Raw genomic sequence first — 15,532 nt, 5'->3', positions numbered from 1 at the left:
AGCGGCCCTAGCGTCTGCCCGATGATCACGTCACCGGCCGCCGACGAGCTCGCGGAGGTCGCCGCCTTCATCGTCGCCCAGCAGCGCCGGCCCGACCGCAACGTCGCCTACCTCGGCACGGAGCCGGAGGGCGTGGCCGCCGAGCTGGAGGGCCTCGAGCCGGCGTGGACCACCACCGCGCGGATCGCTTGGGAGGGCGATCGGCTGGTGGGTGCGGTCGCTGTGGAGTGGGACGATGAGGTCGGCCGCTCGTGGATCATGGGCCCGTGGGTGATCCACGACGGCGACCGCTGGCTCGCCGTCGCCGGGGAGCTCCTCGACGCTGCGCTCGCGCAGGTGCCGCCGGCGATCACCCGCCACGAGCTGTCGGGCGACGTCGCCAACCAGCACCTCGCCGAGCTGGCGGCCGCGCGGGGTTGGTCGACGACCGAGGTCAACCACGCCCTGTCCGTCGACGAGGCGATCGTGGCCGGGTGGGACGACATCGACGTCACCGCCCTGCGCCCCGCCACGCCTGACGACCTCGAGGGCATCCGGGGGCTGCACGACACCGAGTTCCCGGGGACCTACGCCACCGCCGACCAGCTCGTCGCCGGCCAACACGACGGCACCCGGACGACCCTGGTCGTGCCGGACGGCACGGGCGGGGTGGCGGCCTACGCATCCGGTCACCTGCAGGACGACGGCGAGGCGTGCCTCGACTTCGTCGTCGTCCACCCCGACCACCACGGGCGCGGCCTCGGCCGGCAGGCGATCGCTGCCGTCGCCCGCGACCTGCTGCCCCGCTCGCCGCTCCGGCGGATGTCCCTCACCGTCCAGGACCACCGAGCTCCGGCCCGTGGCCTCTACGAGCGCCTCGGGTTCCGCCCCGAGGTGTCCTTCGTCGGCTACCGATCCTGGGAGCAGTGACCGATCGCCGTCCCCGGCCCGCCGAGCCCTTCGTTACGCTCGCTCGTCGGAGGACGGGCGAGCACGATGAACGGGATCGCAGTCGAGGTGCTCGGACCGCTGCGGGTCCGGGACGCTGCCGGGGGTGACGTCACGCCCCGCGGGCGGCTGCAGCGTCGCCTGCTGGCCTTCCTCACCCTGCGGGGCGGTGCGGTGGTCTCGGTCGACCAGCTCACCGAGGTGCTCTGGCCCGACCGGTTGCCGACCGGCGCCGCCTCGCTCGTCCACTCCCACATCTTCCGGCTCCGCCAGCACATCCCGGACATCGAGCTCGACGCCACGCCGCCCGGCTACGTGCTGCGCCTGCCCGAGGGGGCGGTCGACGCGGCCCGGTTCGAGCGCGCCGTCGCGCGAGCGGCTGCCGAACGCGCCGGCGACCCGGAAGGCGCGCTCGGAGCCCTCGACGGGGCTCTCGGGTCGTGGCGCGGTGAGGCCTTCGAGGACCTGGTGGATCTGGATGCCGGCCGCATCGAGGCGGAGCGGCTCGAGGAGCTGCGCCTCCGGGCGCTGGAGGAGCGCTTCGCCGCCCTCCTCGACCTCGGGCGCGGCGCGGCCGCCGTCGCCGACCTCGAGGCGCTCGTGGCCCGTGAGCCGCTGCGGGAGCGACCTCGCGAGCTGCTGATGGACGCGCTCGTCGCCTCGGGCCGGCGGGCCGACGCCCTGCGCGTGTACGACGCCTACCGTCGCCAGCTCGCCGAGGAGCTGGGCGTGGAGCCGTCCGCGCACCTCCGCTCGGCCCACGAGCGCCTCCTCCACGGCGACCCCGTCCCGCAGCAGCAGCCCGCGACGGGCGCGCCGGTGATGGCGCGACCGCTTCCCCGTCCCGTCTCGTCCTTCGTCGGCCGGGAGCAGCTGCTCGGCGTGCTCGCCGAGCACGTCCAGCACGAGCGTCTGATCACGCTCGTCGGACCCGGTGGGATCGGCAAGACGCGCCTGGTCACCGAGCTGTGCCACCTCGTCGTCGATTCGTTCCCCGACGGGGCGCGCTTCTGCGACCTCACCGCCGTCGTCGACGACGACGGCGTCCCGGCCGCGGTTGCGGCTGCGGTCGGGGTCGAGGACCGCCCCGGCGTGAGCACCATCGAGCGGGTCGCCGAGGTGGTCCGCCACGAGCGGAGCCTCCTCGTCCTCGACAACTGCGAGCACGTGCTGGACGGCGTCGCGTGCGTCGCCGACGTGCTGCTCCGCTCGACCGAGCGGCTCGTGCTGCTCGCGACCAGCCGGGAGCGGATCGCCGTGGACGGCGAGCGGCTGTTCCCCGTCGACCCCCTCGGCGCGAGCGGGGAGGAGAGCCCGGCGGTCCTGCTGTTCGCCGACCGGGCCACAGCGGCCTCGCCGTCGTTCGCCCTCGACGACCGCACCCGGCCCCTCGTCGTCGACCTGTGCCAGCGGCTCGACGGGTTGCCCCTGGCGATCGAGCTCGCGGCATCCCGACTCGCATCGCTCTCGCTCGAGGAGGTGATCGCCGGCCTGGCGCACAGCACCGCGGTGCTGCGTGGCGGGCCCCGCGCCGTGCCCCGCCACCGCTCCCTCGACGCCGCCCTCACGTGGTCGCACCGGATGCTCGACGCCGACGACCAGCTGGTCCTGGCTGCGGCGGCCACGTTCGCCGGGCCCTTCGATGGCGAGGACGTGGCCGCGGTGGCCGATCGCGATGCGTCCGACGTGCGAGATCGCCTCGCTGATCTCGTCGAGCGATCGCTGGTGCACCGCGACGACGGCCGGTTCCGGCTGCTGCAGGTGGTGCGGAGCTTCCTGGCCGAACGGTCGGACGACAGGCAGCGAGGCGATCTCGCCCGTCGCCACGCCGATCGCATCGCCGCCCGGGTCTCGGCCGCGAGCGCGGCGCTCCGCACCGCCCACGACGATGCGCCGATGCAGGCGGTCCGCGCCCTCGTGCCCGACCTGCGCCAGGCGATGGCCACGGCATCGGCTCGCCGCGATCCGGACCTGGCGGTGCGCATCGTCGTGGCCATCCGCGACCCGGCCATGCACGGGATGCTCCCGGAGCTGATGGCCTGGGGCGAGGCGGCCGGGGACCTGGGTGCCGCTGCCGGCCACCCGCTCGCCGTCGACGCCTACGCGGTCGCCGCGCTCGGGGCGTGGAAGGCGGGTGACCTCGAGCGCATGGGACACCTCCTGGATCGAGCCGAGGAGGCGGCGGCGGACCTCGGGTTGGCCCCCACCTACGAGCTCATCGGCGCCCGCGCCACCGAGTCGCTGGCCCACGGCGCGCTCGCCGATGCGGTGGAGGGGTTCCGCGCCGGGCTGCGGCTCGATGACGCCGTCGGTGACCCGCTGCGCCAGGGCGAGGACGGGGCGACGTTGGCCATCGCCGAGTCCTACGCCCACGCACCGGGCGCCGTCGCGGATGCCGAGCGGCTGCTCGACGACGTCGCTCCCGGAGCCGGCGCGATCGCTGCGGCCTGGTGCTGGTACGGCGCCGGAGAGGTGCTCCTGGACGACGATCCGCCCGAAGCGCGGCGCCGGCTGCGACGCGCCGTCGAGCTGGCGAGGGCCGGTGGCGGCCAGCTGGTCGAGGGCGTGGCCGGTGCGTCGCTGGCCTCCCTCGATGCTCGGGCCGGCGACGTCCCGGCCGCCGTCGGGCACTACCGCTGGCTGCTGCCGCTGTGGCTGCGGGCGGGGGTGCGGTCGCCGTTCCGCACGATGCTGCGGACCGTCACGGAGCTGCTGTGCGGGCAGGGCCTGGACGACCAGGCGGCCCTCCTGCTCGGTGCGGTCACGGCCCCGGGGGCCGGCCACGAGGTGGTGGGCGACGACGTCGACCGGTTGGCCGCGGTGCGCGCCGAGCTCGAGCAGCGGCTCGGCCCCGGGCGCCTGGCCGAGCTGCTCGCGGAAGGCGCGGCGCTCGACGACGCAGCCGCCGCCGGGGTGGCGACGGCTGCGTTCGACCGCATCGAGGGCTGATCACCAGCGGGGACCCGAGGGGTCGATGCCCAGCACCGTCTTGCCGGCGGTCTCGAAGGTGAGCGCCGCGTTGGTGGGGTGGAAGCCGCCGCAGCGGACGTCGCGGTAGAGCCGCTCGAGCTCGTTGCCGCGCACCATCCCGCCTCCGCCGGCCACGTCGAGGGCGCGGTCCACGACGCGCTTGGCGGCCTCCACCGCCCGCCACTTCGCCGACACGATCTTGGCGCCCCAGAGGTCGCCGTGGTCGACGCCGTCGACGACGTCGTCCAGGAACCCCCGCACCGTGGCATCTGCGGCGTCGAGCTCCAGGTACATCTCGGCGACCTGCTGCTGGACCATGGGGTTGTGGGCGTAGGTGCCACGGGGGATGGCGACGGAGGTCTTGGTGGTCGCCGATCGGACGGCCAGCTCCAGGGCGCGGTCCGCGATGCCGAGGTAGACGCTCCCGCACTGCCCCACGAACCAGAGGTTCATGGCGAAGAGGAACAGGTTCGACTCGTCGCCGGCCGGGGTGATGGCCCCGATCCGATCGCTGGGCACGAAGACGTCGTCGAGGATGGTGTCGTAGCTCTGGGACGGGCGCATCCCCAGCGTGTCCCAGTTCGGCACGACCGTGACCCCGTCGGCATCACGGGGCACGAACCCGTGGACGATCACCGGGTGCTCGGGGTCGCTGGCATCGAGCGCGTGGACGCCGAGCCATGACCACACCGGACCGTTCGAGCCGAACATCTTGTGGCCGTTGAACCGGTAGCCGCCGTCCACGCGCTCAGCGGTGGCGGTGGACATCACGACGGGTGCGTCGTTGCCGACCTCGGCGTGCCCGGCTGCGAACACCTCGCCGGCGGCTGCCCGCTCGAGGATCCAGCGCAGCGAGGTGTCGCCGACCCGCTCGTGCTCCACGGCGATGCCGACCCAGTAGTGGTGCATGGTCATGGCGAGCGCCGTGGCCGGGGCGAAGCTCGCCAACCGGCGCTGCGACCGGGCGAGCTGGCGCAGGTCGTGGCCCCAACCGCCCAGCTCGGTCGGGACGGCGGCCCCGAGGTAGCCGATCTCGCGGAGGACGGCGAGGTCCTCGTAGAAGTACTCGTTGCGATCGTCGGCCGTGCGGGCTCGCGCCCGGAACCCGGCGAGGACGTCGTCGTCCGGCAGCTGGTGGTCGGTGGTCGTGGGGTGCTCGGTGATGGTCATGTGGTGCTCCTGTCGGTGTGGGTGGTGGTTGCGGCGGATGGTCCCGGTGGATGGATCTGGCAGTCGGCTCGTCACAGCAGGTCGACGAGCAGCGACGCGGCACGGCGGGCGCCGTCGGGTCGGACCGGCTGGTAGCGGGGCGGCCCCTGGCGGAGCTGCTCGGTCATCGCCTCGGCGATCACCTCCGGCGTCGCGGTCGCGTAGTCGAGCGCCCGGCCGGCCCCGTGGCGATCGAGGCGGTGGCGCACGTGCACCTGCTGCTCGAAGTGGTTCTGGAGCGGCACGTACAGGAACGGTCGCTGCGCGGCGGTCAGCTCCATCGTGGTGGTGAGCCCGCCCTGCACGATGCCGAGGTCGCACGCCGCGAGGTGGCGGTGGAGGTCGGGGACGAAGGCCCGCTTCTCCACGCCCGCCACGTCCGGCAGGGCGTCGGGGTCGAGTCGGGGTCCGGTCACCACGACGGTGCGCAGCCCGGGGATCTCCTGCGCCGCGAGCGGGTGGGCGGCGACGATGCGGCGCAGCAGCGGGAGCCCGACGCCCGATCCACCGACGGCGGCGATGACGACGACCTCGTCGTCCCGGTACCCGAGCTCGGCGCGCAGCACGCCGTGATCGAGCTCGGCGGGGTCGAACCCGGTGATGTAGCCGCTGAAGTCGTAGTGGGCCGCAGTCCAGTCGGCGATCGAGGGCAGCCCGGGGCCGAAGCCGAGGGGCACGACGTCCTCGGGGTCACCCACGAAGATCGACCGGTCGCGGACGCCCGGCTGCCGCTCGACGTGGCCGATCATCTCCCGGTTCCAGTCGGCGGCGACGAAGGCCTCGCGCTCGCCGCCCGACGGCATCGGGACGATGCCGACGAAGTCCGACAGCCACGCGAACCTCGCCCGCTTGGTCGCCGGGTGCTCGTGGAGGAAGTGGTCGACCTCCCAGGACTCGTCGCCGACCACCAGGTCGTACTCCTCGGATGCCGTGACGTCGGCGAACACGCTGAAGTTGGTCACGAGGATCTCGTCCATCCGGCGCAGGGCCTCGAAGACGTGGAGGTCGTGCTCGTCGGTCTCCGCCTCGAGGTGGGCGGACTCGCTGGCCAACCGGTGGCTCGCCGGGTGCACGCGCTCGCCGGCGGCGTCCAGGAAGCGGGTCACCGGATCCTGGGCCAGCCAGTCGATCTCGGCCTCGGGCACGAGCGTCCGCAGCTCCGACGCGATGGCGAGGTCCCGCCGGGCGTGACCGAGCCCGATGGGCGAGGAGAGGTACAGCACGCGAGGCGGGCGGGTGCGGCGCGGTGCCGGCACGTGGCCCGGATCGCACACGATGCCAACCGGGCCGGTCGCTGCGTCGGTGCCGACCCGGCGAGCGACGAAGGACCGGATCAGCTCGTTCACCTGGATCGGGAACCGGACCTGGGGGCAGTGGGCGGCGTCGGGCATCTCGACCAGCTCGGAGCCGAGCGCCGCCGCGAGGTCACGGCCGAAGGTCGGGGGGCAGATCTCGTCGAGCAGGCCCTGGATGACGAGCGTGGGGCACGTCACGGCCGGGATCAGCGCACGGAGGCTCGCCGCGGACTTCTCCGGTGGGACACCGGCACGGGCCGCCACCGTCGCGGTCAGGACCTCGGCGGTGGTGTCGAGCCCCCACTCCAGCGCGTCCTCCCGGGGCTTGGTCGTGTGCGGCTCGGCGAGCGCCGTCTCGGTGAACCAGCGGACGAAGCCCGGGAAGTCGCGGGCCCATGAGTGGCGGTTGTAGCGACCCCAGCCCTCCTCGACGTCCGGCTCGTCGTGGAACCGGAGCAGGGCGCGGGTGAGGGGAGCGTCAGCGGTGCCCGAGAGATCGGTGGACGGCCCGATGAACACGGCGCCGGCCACCCGCTCCGGGGCGAAGGCGCCGAGCACCAGCGCGAGGAGGCCCCCGTAGGAGTTCCCGACCAGCACGGCCCGGTCGGTGCCCGTCGCGTCGAGCACGGCGAGGGCGTCGGCCGTGTGCGCCTCGGGCCCGTACGCCACCGGGTCCGTCGGACGGTCGGAGCGCCCGCAGCCGCGGGCGTCGTAGGTGACGATGCGGAAGTGGTCGGCGAGGCCGGCGATCTGGGCCTTCCAGATGCGGCTGTGGACGATCATCCACGGTGGCAGCAGGACGAGGGTCTGCTCGCCGCTGCCGTAGGTCTCCCAGTGGATGCCGACGCCGTCTCGGTCGACGACTCCGGACTCGGTCGGTTGGCGTGGTCGCATGGGTGCTCCTGCGGTGGTCGGTGTGCGCTCGGGGACCACCGTGCGGAAGCCGCCTCGCGGGGGGCTTGCACGGGCCTGGCGCGCGCGTGCAAGGACGATGCGAGCGGGGTGCGAGGGGTGTTCGTCACGGTGCGGGTCCGGCGTCGATCGGCGACGCCCCGACCGAGGAGCACCTCGTGACCACCACCGATCCCCGTCCCGCACCCGCCCAGACGGAGCAGGGCACCTTCCACCACGGCGCCCGCAGCGAGTTCAACGCCTGGTTCTTCCGGACCTTCGACCGCTACCTCAACCACATCACCCGGCAGCACAAGCGCTCGGCCTTCGCGGACATCGCCGCGGGCGCGGTCGTCGAGCTCGGTGCCGGTGTGGGCGCGAACTTCGCCCACCTGCCTCCGGGCAGCAGCGTCCTCGCCGTGGAGCCGAGCGAGGCGATGCACGCGCAGCTCGAGGCGCGCGCCGCGGCGCGGGGCCTCGACCTGACCGTGATCGGCGCCTACGGGGAGGACCTGCCGATCCCGGACGCGTCCGTCGACGAGGTGCTCTGCTCGCTCGTGCTGTGCACGGTCGACGACCCGGAGGCCGTGCTCGCCGAGATCCGGCGTATCCTGCGGCCCGGCGGCCGGTTCCGCTTCGTCGAGCACGTCGCCGCGCCGTCCTGGAGCCCGCGCCGGTGGCTGCAGCACGCCATCCGCCGACCGTGGAGCTGGGTCTTCGAGGGCTGCGACCTGTGCCGGGACACGGCCCGCACGATCGAGGGTGCCGGCTTCCGGGAGGTCGCCATCCGCCGGGCCCGCCTGAAGCGGTCCGCCTTCGTGCCCGTCAACACGGCCATCTCCGGCTGCGCCGTCCGATGAACGACCTCGACGACGTCGCAGCGCTCGGGACGGTCCTCGGCATCTGGGCCCACCCCGACGACGAGACCTATCTGTCCGCCGGGGTGATGGCCATCGCCGCAGGCAACGCGCAGCGCGTCGTCGTCGTGTCGGCGACGGCGGGGGAGCGCGGCACCGACGACCCGGTCGCCTGGCCGCCGGACCGGTTGGCGCCGGTCCGGCGCTGGGAGGCGTCGGCGGCCCTCGCCGCACTCGGCGTGCACGACCACCGCTGGCTCGGGCTCCCCGACGGCGAGCTCGCCCGCTGCTCGACCGCCGAGCAGGCCCGACGCTTGGCGGCGATCATGGACGAGGTCGCTCCCGACACGATCCTGACGTTCGGACCCGACGGGGTCACCGGCCACCCGGACCACCGGGCCGTCTCGAGATGGGTCGACGCGGCCTGTCTGCGCAGCAGCCGGCGGGTCCGCGTCCTGCACGCGGCGCTCGAGGAGGGCTACTGCGAGCGGTTCCGAGGGCTGCACGAGCGCTTCGACGTGTTCATGGACCCGTCGCTGCCTGCGCCGAGACCGGCAGCTGAGCTGGCGCTCCGCCTGTCGCTCACCGGCGCGTCCCTCGACCGCAAGCTCGTGGCGCTCCGGGCGCAGGCCACCCAGACCCAGCCGGTGGTCGAGGCGTTCGGATCGGGCCCCTATGCCGAATGGGTGGCCGAGGAGGTCTTCGTCGACGCGACGGCTCAGACGTACGGGCAGTGGCGGCACCCGCGCTCGCAGCACGAGCCCGCCGCAGCCAGCTCCACGGCGGTCAGCACGAACAGCCCGGTGGCCGGGTCGAGGTAGCCGGGCTCGCCGGCGTCCACGGCGGCGCGGTGGGCGGCGAGGATCAGGTCCCGCTGCGGGTGGTCGGGAGCGAGCCGGCTCGAGTGCGGCTCGTCGATGCCGCGCGGGGACGTCACCCGTCCAGGGTCCCACGCTGCAGTGGCGGGGCTACGTTCGGGCCATGTCCACGCTCGGTACCGGACCCACCATCTTCCACAACCCGCGCTGCTCGAAGTCCCGTGCGGCGGTGTCCACCGCCGGCGAGCTCGGCGTCGACGTCGACGAGGTGCGCTACCTCGACAGCCCGCCCGATCGGGCCACGCTCGACGCCATCGTCGCCGGCCTCGAGGACCCGCCGACGGACCTCATCCGCCACGGCGACGCGAAGAAGGCCGGCGTCGACACGTCGCAGGCCACGACCCCGACCGCCGTCGTCGACCTGCTGGTCGAGCACCCCGAGCTCATGGAGCGCCCGGTCGTGTGGCTCCACGGCCGGGCCATCATCGGACGGCCCCCGGAGCGCGTCGCGCCGTTCCTGCAGGAGAACGCCTGATCGATCCGGTCAGCGCGTGAAGGGCAGGGCGTCGGCGAAGCGGGTGTTGATGCGGTAGCCCTGCGCCTCGATCCAGTCGGCCATGACCCACAGGTCGCTCACCGAGCTCTCCGGGACGGGCAGGCCGGTGGTGCGCGCCTCCGGCGGGGCGACGTAGTCGTAGGCGTCGACGTCGACCTCGGGGTCGCCGGGGTGGTCGGGGTCGGCGATGGTCGGATCGAACGCATCGCGCATCGTGCTGATGGCGTGACGGCTGCGTCCCGGGTCCCACTGACCGGTCTGGGGCAGGCCCCAGTTCTCGCAGATGAAGGACAGGATCGACACGTGGTCCAGCGTGGCGCTGAGGGTGCGGTCCACGGTGGGCTCGCTGTCGGAACGCCGCCCCCGGGCCTTGCCCTTGGACCGCGGCGGCATCGACCCGGCCGGCGCCCGGAGGTTGGCGCCGGTGTTGCGGGCGTAGGGGCTGAGCAGGAACGCCGGCGTGCGGAACCCGAACAGCCCGAAGTCGTCCGGGCCGGTGGTGTGCGGCCCCTCGACCGTGTAGTCCGGCACCTCGCCGGGGCCGTAGGCGCCGTAGGGGTCGACGGTGTCGTCCACGGCGGGCGGCACCACGTGGTCGAAGAAGCCGCCCCACTCGTCGTAGTTGATGAACATGGCGCCCTTGGCCCAGTTGGGGGAGCGCATGAACGCGGTGGTGACGTCGCTGAAGAACTCCTGGCCGAGCCGGATGTCGGCGTGGGGGTGGTCGTCGTTGGCCAGGCCCTCGGGAGCGACGAAGAACGGGTCGACGAACGCGACCTGCGGCAGGGTGCCGGCGGCGCAGTCGGCGTAGTACTCGGTGATGGGACGGGTGTTGGCGAGGTACCGCGGCCCCCACAGGGCGATCACGGGCAGGTTCGAGAAGTAGTACTTCCACGTCACGCCCTTGGCGTCCAGCTGGTCCCACAGCGTCGGCCAGTCCCACCCGGCCGCCCAGGCCGGGTTCTCGCCGATCCGCTGGGGTGGGAAGTCGTTGTTGTTCAGGCCGTGGGCCTGGGCCGAGTGCATGTAGTAGCGGTTGGGGTACGTGTTGCCCATCCACGAGGTGAAGTACCGGTCGAAGGACGTGAAGTCCCGGAGGATCCGGTCGATGACGGGGAGGTCGGCGGCGGTGTAGTAGCTCGAGGCGTACCGGTCGGTGCCCGTGCCGGGCCGGTCGCCGCCGTCCTCGGTGGTGCTCCAGCCATCGGGGCTGCCATCGCCGTCGTGGTCGATGACCTGGCGCCGCCCGGTGGTGTGGCTGTGGCCGGGATCGACGTAGGGGTGGCCGGCCCAGTTCTGCTCGCCGCCGATGCCGAAGTCGAACGTCTCCCGACCGGGCAGGCGGGTGCTGGCATCGAAGCGGACCTCCTCCCGGTCGCCCCACCACCCCAGGTAGTGGTCGGCGGACCGGTTCTCCATCATCACCACCACCGCGTGCTGGATGTTGGGGAACTTCGGTGCCGGGGCGTCGAGCAGGAGCGACGTCGGACGGGCGAGGTTCACCAGGTCGGCGTGCGCGGTGCCGCCGACGGCAGCGCCGGCGCCGGCCACGGCAGCGGTCTTGATGAAGGTGCGACGAGAGAGGCCCACGGCGGAACTGTTCGTCCCGACCGGTCTCCGCTCCTCCCCGCCGGCGGGTGAACACTCGGCGAACCCCCTCGGGACCCGGTCAGGGCATGGGGGAGGCGCCGCCGGAGGCGCGCTCGGCGGCCTCGAGGAGGTCGTCGCGGAAGTCGGGGTGGGCGATGGCGGCGAGCGCCTCGCCGCGCTGGTGGACGGTCTTGCCCTGGAGCTCGGCGACGCCGTGCTCGGTCACGATGACGTCCACCTGGTGCCGTGGGGTGGTGATGACGGTGCCGGCGGCGAACCACGGGACGATGCGGGAGCGGACCTCCTCGCCGGCCCGGTAGGTGGAGGGCAGGCACAGGATGGAGCGGTCGGACAGGGCGAGTCCGGTGCCGGCGACGAAGTCCTCGTGGCCGCCGATGCCGGAGAACTGCTCGCCGCTGCGGGTGTCGGCCACGACCTGGCCGTGGATGTCGACCGAGAGGGCCGCGTTGATCGTGATCATCGACCGGTTGGCGCCGATGAGCTCGGGCGAGTTCACGACCTCGACGGGGAGGAAGGCCACCTCGCGGTTCTGGTGGAGCCAGTCGTAGAGCTCGCGGGTGCCGCCGGCGAAGGTGCAGACCGACACCCCCTCGTACTGGCCCTTGCGCATGTTGGAGACCTTGCCGGCCTGGTGCAGCTTCATCAGGCCGGTGGTGAACATCTCCGAGTGGATGCCGTAGTCACCGCCGTCACCCTCGGCGAGGAGCGCCGCGACCACGGACGGGACGGCGCCGATGCCGGTCTGCAGCGTGGCCCCGTCGGGGATCAGGCCCTGGATGTGGCGGGCGATCGAGCGCTCGACATCGGTGGGCTCGGGGTCGGCGATCTCGTAGGGGGTGGAGTCGGACTCGATGAGCACGTCGATCTCGTCGACGTGGAGGCGGTGCCCGTGCTCGCCCCACCCGTAGGTGACCGGGTAGCTGTCGCTCACCTCCACGACGAGCAGCCGGTCGGGGTCGGCGCCGGCGGCGTGCAGCGATCCGGTGTTGGCGCCGGCGTGGAGCGACAGGCTGCACCACCCGTCGCGGTCGGGGGGCGAGGCCGCAGTGGCCATCACCCGGGGGGAGATGTCCTCGAGCAGGGCGACGAAGCGGCGGAAGTCGGCGGGCGCGAAGCCGATGTTGGCGCCGCTGTCGCGCAGCAGCCGCTCGAGGGGGCCGAAGAAGCCGCTCAGGTAGTGGACGTGGGGATGGGTGAACAGGTCGGTGAGGACGGTGACGAGCGCCCCGAAGACCTTGAGGTCCTCCCAGTCCTTGCGGCTGCCCATCGCTTCGAGCAGCGCGGCCGGCTGGGATGGTCCGAGCGGGAGGCCGAGGGTGTCGGTGGCCTGGAACAGGTCCACGGCGTCGTGGGCGGAGAGGCGTCGCATGAGAGGTGTCTACCGAGACCGACGCGGCATCGACAGGGTCTGGGGTCCTCGGCTCGTGCGTCCTCGGACGTGACTGTCGGAGGGTGCCGACATGATGGGGCGATGGCTCACCTCGATCCCGACGGCGCCGGCGGCGGCGCCCCCGACCCCGGCGTGCTGCACAAGGTGCGGTCGCTGCTCGCCAAGGCCGAATCCACCACCTACCCCGACGAGGCCGAGGCCCTCTCGGCCAAGGCCCAGCAGCTCATGGACCGCCACGCCATCGATCGGGCCATGCTGGGCGAGGGCAGCCGCGCCGGGCCCGAGGGCCGCACGCTGCTGGTGGAGTCGCCCTACGCCCGGCCCAAGTTCCAGCTGCTCACCGAGCTGGCCCGCGCCAACCGGTGCCGCGCCGTGCTCGACACCGACCGGAACGTCGCCACCGTCATCGGCTTCCCCGACGACCAGGCCACGGTCGAGCTCCTCTACACGTCGCTGCTGGTGCAGGGCACCCGGGCGATGCTCCAGGCCGGCACCAGCCCGCGCACGCGGTCGCGCGCGTTCCGCCAGGCCTTCCTGGTGGCCTACGCGTCCCGCATCGGGCAACGGCTTCGCCAGGCCGCGGCGGCCACCGTGTCCGAGGCCGTGCGCGACCACGGCGAGGGGCTCCTGCCCGTGCTGCGCAGCCGCGAGGTCGCGGTCGAGGACGAGCTCGCCTCGGCCTTCCCGCACCTGCGCCGCATGCGGGTCACCGCCAGCGACCCGGCCGGGTACGCGGCCGGGCACGCCGCCGCCGACCGCGCCCGACTCGGCGGTCAGGAGGTCCGCGGACGGGTGCGCCGTCTGCGCAGGTGATGGCTCGTCTGCTGCGCGATCTGCTCAGTCGGGTCACGGCCCGCACGCGCATCGGCACGCGAGGTCCGGTGGAGGTGGCACACTCGGAACCGGTGAGCGACATCAGGGGGTTCGCGGTCGAGGAGGTCATCGAGGACTTCCGTCTGGCGTGCGTGTCGCGCGCCATCGACGACCGCGAGATCAGCCTGCAGAAGCAGAGCAAGGTGTTCTTCCAGATCTCCGGCGCCGGCCACGAGGCGCTGCTGCTCGGGCTGGCCCGCTCGCTGCGCCCCGGGCACGACTGGTTCTTCCCCTACTACCGCGATCTGGCCCTGATGCTCGGCCTCGGCATCAGCCCCTACGAGCTCCTGCTCCAGGCCGTCGGCTCGGCCGAGTGCCGGGCGTCGGGCGGCCGCCAGATGCCGTCGCACTGGGGCTACGCCGCCGAGCACGTCGTGTCCCAGTCCAGCCCCACGGGCAGCCAGTGCATCCCCGCCGTGGGCTGCGCCGAGGCCGGCCGGTACATCGGCCGCACGCCCGAGCTGGCGCACCTGCCCGCCGCCGGCGACGAGGTCACCTACGTGAGCCTGGGCGAGGGCGCCACCTCCGAGGGCGAGTTCTGGGAGTCCCTCAACACGGCGTGCACGCTGCACCTGCCGGTCGTCTTCGTCGTGGCCGACAACGGCTACGCCATCTCGGTGCCCGTCTCCGACCAGTCACCCGCCCCGGTCTCCGAGCTGGTGCGGGGGTTCCGCGGCCTCGAGGTGCTGCGCCTCGACGGCACCGACTACCTCGAGGTCCGGGGGTGGAGCGAGGCCGCCATCGCCCGGGTCCGGGCCGGCGTCGGGCCGCTGCTCATCCACGCCGACGTCACCCGCCCCTACTCCCACTCCGGAGCCGACACCCAGTCCAAGTACCGCTCCGAGCGCGAGCTGGCCGACGAGTCCGAGCGCGACCCCATCGGCCGCCTCGAGCAGGTGCTGGTCGAGCACGGCGCCCTCAGCCCCGCCGAGGCCAGCGCCGTCCGCGAGGAGGCCCGCCAGACCGTCGCCGACGCGGCCAAGCAGGCCGTCGGGGCGGCGCGTCCGGACCCCGCCACCATCTGGGACCACGTCGTGGCCCTGCCCGACCGGCCCGAGCCGCCCGATGCCTACGACGGGGGCGACGAGGTCGCCCTCGGCGGCGCGATCAGCGCCGTGCTCCACGAGCGGATGGCCGCCGACGTGCGCATCCGCGTCTTCGGCGAGGACGTCGCCGATGCCCGCGAGCAGGTGCTGGCCAACGTGGAGGGCAAGGGCGGGGTCTTCGGCACCACCCACGGCCTGCAGCGCGAGTTCGGCATGGCCCGCTGCTTCAACACGCCGCTGGCCGAGGCCAACATCATCGGCCGGGCGGTCGGACACGGTGTGCGGGGCCTGCGCCCGGCGCCGGAGATCCAGTTCTTCGACTACGTGTGGCCCGCCATGCAGCAGATCAAGAGCGAGGCCGCCACCATGCGGTGGCGCTCCAACGGCGCCTTCACCGCCCCGATGGTCGTGCGCATCCCCATCGGCGGCTACCTGCACGGCGGCGCCATCTGGCACAGCCAGTCGGGCGAGTCGATCTTCGCCCACGTGCCCGGGCTGCTCATCGCCTTCCCGTCCCGCGCCCGCGACGCCGCCGGCCTGCTGCGGTACGCGTTCGAGTGCGAGGACCCGGTCCTGTTCCTCGAGCACAAGCACCTGCTGCGCCAGCCCTACACCAAGGACCTCCTCCCCCCGGCCGACTGGGTGCTGCCCTTCGGCGTCGCCGACGTGCGCCGCCCCGGCGATGCCGTCACCGTCGTCACCTGGGGGGCCATGGTCCAGAAGTCGCTGGTCGCGGCCGAGGCCATCGCCGAGGAGACCGGACGCCAGGTCGAGGTGATCGACCTGCGCACCATCGCCCCGTGGGACTCCGAGCGCGTCGGCGAGTCCGTCCAGCGCACCGGCCGCGCCCTGGTCGTGCACGAGGACGTGCTCACGGCCGGCTTCGGTGGCGAGATCGCGGCGTGGATCGCGGACGAGTGCTTCTGGTCCCTCGACGCCCCGGTCCGCCGGGTCGGTGCGCCCGACGTCCACGTCGCCTACGAGCCCACCCTCGAGGACGCCATCCTCCCGCAGGCCGCCGACGTCACCGAGGCCCTGCGCCGCATCCTCGCCGAGTAGCGCTCCTCGCCACCGCTACAGGGGAACTGC

The 15,532-nt window shown here is 73.5% G+C and carries 12 protein-coding genes; 7 read left to right on the top strand and 5 right to left on the bottom strand.

From position 1 onward, the window contains the following. Window positions 1–21: 21 nt before the first annotated feature. Together RGQ06_RS05300 and RGQ06_RS05295 are read left to right on the top strand one after the other, a co-directional pair. Window positions 22–909 (top strand): GNAT family N-acetyltransferase, encoded by an 888-nt coding sequence (locus RGQ06_RS05300; protein ID WP_432427604.1) that lies wholly within the window; start codon window positions 22–24, stop codon window positions 907–909. Window positions 910–975: 66 nt separating this feature from the next. After that, window positions 976–3,876: a BTAD domain-containing putative transcriptional regulator gene (locus RGQ06_RS05295; protein WP_432427605.1), complete on the top strand. Its 2,901-nt coding sequence runs from the start codon at window positions 976–978 to the stop codon at window positions 3,874–3,876. On the opposite strand, the gene RGQ06_RS05290 is transcribed toward RGQ06_RS05295, so the two are convergent. Continuing rightward, the gene (locus RGQ06_RS05290; protein WP_432427606.1) at window positions 3,877–5,067 is read right to left on the bottom strand and encodes an acyl-CoA dehydrogenase family protein; all 1,191 of its coding nucleotides are present in this window, start codon (window positions 5,065–5,067) and stop codon (window positions 3,877–3,879) included. Window positions 5,068–5,138: 71 nt separating this feature from the next. Beyond that, window positions 5,139–7,295 carry an alpha/beta fold hydrolase gene (locus tag RGQ06_RS05285; RefSeq protein ID WP_432427607.1) on the bottom strand — a complete coding sequence of 719 codons (2,157 nt, stop codon included), beginning with the start codon at window positions 7,293–7,295 and terminating at the stop codon, window positions 5,139–5,141. A 176-nt stretch (window positions 7,296–7,471) separates the two neighbouring features. Here RGQ06_RS05285 and RGQ06_RS05280 point away from each other — a divergent pair, with 176 nt between their 5' ends. Both RGQ06_RS05280 and RGQ06_RS05275 read left to right on the top strand, forming a co-directional pair. Then, a complete protein-coding gene (locus tag RGQ06_RS05280; RefSeq protein WP_432427608.1) occupies window positions 7,472–8,152 on the top strand; it encodes a class I SAM-dependent methyltransferase in 681 nt (226 codons plus the stop codon). Beyond that, entirely contained in the window at window positions 8,149–8,970 is an 822-nt protein-coding gene (locus RGQ06_RS05275; protein ID WP_432427609.1) for a PIG-L deacetylase family protein, read from the top strand. Before RGQ06_RS05280 ends, RGQ06_RS05275 begins: the two co-directional genes overlap by 4 nt. Here RGQ06_RS05275 and RGQ06_RS05270 read toward each other — a convergent pair. Further along, entirely contained in the window at window positions 8,868–9,086 is a 219-nt protein-coding gene (locus RGQ06_RS05270; protein WP_432427610.1) for a DUF5522 domain-containing protein, read from the bottom strand. The genes RGQ06_RS05275 and RGQ06_RS05270 overlap by 103 nt on opposite strands. A gap of 44 nt (window positions 9,087–9,130) precedes the next feature. Between RGQ06_RS05270 and RGQ06_RS05265 the strand changes: the two genes are divergently transcribed. Then, window positions 9,131–9,502 (top strand): ArsC/Spx/MgsR family protein, encoded by a 372-nt coding sequence (locus RGQ06_RS05265; RefSeq protein WP_432427611.1) that lies wholly within the window; start codon window positions 9,131–9,133, stop codon window positions 9,500–9,502. A gap of 9 nt (window positions 9,503–9,511) precedes the next feature. Here RGQ06_RS05265 and RGQ06_RS05260 read toward each other — a convergent pair whose 3' ends face one another. Further along, window positions 9,512–11,113 (bottom strand): alkaline phosphatase family protein, encoded by a 1,602-nt coding sequence (locus tag RGQ06_RS05260; protein ID WP_432427612.1) that lies wholly within the window; start codon window positions 11,111–11,113, stop codon window positions 9,512–9,514. Between the two features lie 79 nt (window positions 11,114–11,192). After that, on the bottom strand, window positions 11,193–12,503 hold the full coding sequence (locus RGQ06_RS05255) for an acetyl-CoA hydrolase/transferase family protein (protein ID WP_432427613.1): 1,311 nt from the start codon (window positions 12,501–12,503) through the stop codon (window positions 11,193–11,195). 102 nt (window positions 12,504–12,605) lie between these two features. Here RGQ06_RS05255 and RGQ06_RS05250 point away from each other — a divergent pair, with 102 nt between their 5' ends. Both RGQ06_RS05250 and RGQ06_RS05245 read left to right on the top strand, forming a co-directional pair. Then, window positions 12,606–13,337, top strand: a complete 732-nt coding sequence (locus RGQ06_RS05250; protein ID WP_432427614.1) for a DUF2786 domain-containing protein — start codon at window positions 12,606–12,608, stop codon at window positions 13,335–13,337. Window positions 13,338–13,429: 92 nt separating this feature from the next. Then, the gene (locus RGQ06_RS05245; RefSeq protein ID WP_432427615.1) at window positions 13,430–15,502 is read left to right on the top strand and encodes an alpha-ketoacid dehydrogenase subunit alpha/beta; all 2,073 of its coding nucleotides are present in this window, start codon (window positions 13,430–13,432) and stop codon (window positions 15,500–15,502) included. Window positions 15,503–15,532 lie beyond the last annotated feature (30 nt).

The organism is Salinilacustrithrix flava (assembly GCF_041228405.1).
GTDB classification, from domain to species: Bacteria; Actinomycetota; Acidimicrobiia; order Acidimicrobiales; family Salinilacustritrichaceae; genus Salinilacustrithrix; species Salinilacustrithrix flava.
This window is presented reverse-complemented; position numbering and strand designations above follow the sequence as displayed.